The sequence below is a fragment of the Verminephrobacter aporrectodeae subsp. tuberculatae At4 genome (genome assembly GCF_000193225.1).
Taxonomy (GTDB): Bacteria; Pseudomonadota; Gammaproteobacteria; order Burkholderiales; family Burkholderiaceae_C; genus Acidovorax; species Acidovorax aporrectodeae.
The window spans coordinates 1-2,031 of record NZ_AFAL01000211.1 but is presented as its reverse complement, the minus strand read 5'-3'; the positions used below and the strand labels follow the sequence as shown (position 1 = coordinate 2,031).

2 protein-coding genes are annotated in these 2,031 nt (G+C 72.8%); both read right to left on the bottom strand.

Annotated elements, in window-relative coordinates:
* The coding region (locus tag VTU_RS0105935) for a 2-hydroxyacid dehydrogenase (protein WP_010101976.1) at window positions 1–1,008 on the bottom strand (1,008 nt) is incomplete at its 3' end.
* Window positions 1,005–2,031: FGGY-family carbohydrate kinase (locus VTU_RS25945; protein ID WP_010101975.1), on the bottom strand; the 1,027-nt coding region annotated here is incomplete at its 5' end. The genes VTU_RS0105935 and VTU_RS25945, both read right to left, overlap by 4 nt.

Genomic DNA, 2,031 nt, shown 5'->3' with positions numbered 1-2,031 from the left:
GGCGCACAGGCTGGCGGCGTACTTCACGGTCTTGATCGACGCGCCTGCAATATGCGGCGTGAGCGTCACGTGCGGATGGCGCAGCAGCGGGTCGGCCGGGTCGCAGGGCTCGGTGCCGAAGGTCTCCAGTGCCGCGCCGCGCAGCCTGCCGCTTTGCAGCGCGGCGTACAGCGCGGCGTAGTCGACCAGCGGGCCGCGCGCGGTGTTGATGAAGCAGGCGCCTTCCTTCATCTGCGCGAAAGCCTGCGCGTTCATGAAGCCGGTGGTCTCGGGCGTGACGCGCGCGTGCAGCGAGACCACGTCGGACTGCGCGAGCAATTCGGCCAGGTCAACCTGGAGCACGCCTGCGGCGCGGTCGGTGGCGTCGAGTTGCGCATAGGGGTCGCTCACCAGGATGCGGCAGCCGAAGGGCCGCAGCAGCTTGGTGACGCGGCTACCGATATGGCCGTAGCCGATGAGTCCCAGCGTCTGGTTGCACAGCTCTTCGCCGGTGCGGTCGGCGCGGTAGAGGTCGCCGCGCCACTGGCCGTGCATCAGCGCCACGTGGCCCTGGGTGATGCGCCGCGTCTGCGCGAGGACCATGCCGATGGTGAATTCCGCCACCGCGCTCGCGTTGCGCCCCGGTGTGTACACCACGCGCAGGCCGTGCGTGCGCGCGGCCTGCATGTCGATGTTCACCGGGCCGCCGCGCGCGACCGCGAGCAGCCTGAGCTGCGCGCAGCGCGCGAGCATGCCGCAGGTCACGGGCGCCAAATGGTTCAGCAGCACCTCGGCGTCGCCGATGAAGGTGGCCAGCGTGTGCGGCGCGCCGAGGTATTCCCTCAGACCCTGGAGTTGCGGGTCCTCGGCCTCGGCGCCGTAGCCGTGCACCGTGGGGGTGTCGGGCCAGTCGAGTTCCAGCGTGCGGACGTCCAGCTGCGCCTGCGGCAGGACCGCCCGCAGGGCGTCGCTGAAGTAGTGGGCTTTCATGAATTGGTCGCCGATGATGGCGAGTTTCAGATGTCTCATGCGCGGGTTCCTCTGCTTGCGGTGGCGGCGGCGCTCGCCGGGGGGGACCTTGCGGGCGCTGCGCCAGCAAGGCCGGTGGACGTGCCGCTGCGCAGCGCGCCCAGGGCGGCCCAGAGCGGGCGGCTGCGCGCTGCGGCCTGTTGGTAGAGCGGGAACAGCCTGTCGTACAGCGCTGTTTGCGCGGGGTCGGGCGCGGTGACGTGCGCGTCGAGGTGGCTGTCGACCCAGCGGGGCAGCGCGTCGCGCAGGCTCGCGTATTCGCCGATGGCGACGGCGGCGAGCAGCGCCGCGCCCGCAGCGCCGCATTCCTCGCGCCGGCTCACGCGCACCGGCCGGCCGGTGGCGTTGGCCAGCAGCTGGCGCAGCGCCGGGCTGCGCGCCGCGCCGCCTGCGAGGCGTATCTCTTCGGGTATCGGGCCGAACGCCGCGTAGCAGTCGCGCGCCGCGAAGACGATTCCCTCGTACACCGCGCGCGCCAGCCCGGACAAACCCAGGCTGGCGCCAAAGCCGCTGAGCTGCGCCCGCGCGCAGGGGTCTACGAAGGGGCCGCGCTCGCCGTTCTCGGCGACGTAGGGATGGAAGATCGCCTGCCCCGGCGCGGCGGCCAGCACGGCGTGGTCGAGCCGTTCGAGCAGCGCGGCGCGCGCGGGCACGGGGGCACCTGCGAACTCGGCGGCCTGCGCCAGCAGCCCCAGGAGCCAGTCGATGTTGAGCGTGGCCGCCATATGCGACATCAGCCGCATGCACACGCCGGGCAGCGGCATGAGCATCGTGTAGCCGGCCTCGGCGCTGGGGCGGATGGCTTGCAGGTCGGTGCTCGCCCAGCCGTGCATTCCGGTGCTGCCGAGCACCGAGCAGCCGACGCTGCGCAGCAGGCCCTGCGGTCCGTAGGCGATGCCGCCGCAGCCGAGCAGGGTCGCGGGAACGTCCATGGGCGCGGGCACCACCGGCGTTCCCGCGCGCAGGCCGGTGTCCTGCGCGGCCGCGCGCGTCAGCGGCGCGTGCGCCGATCCGGGCGTGACG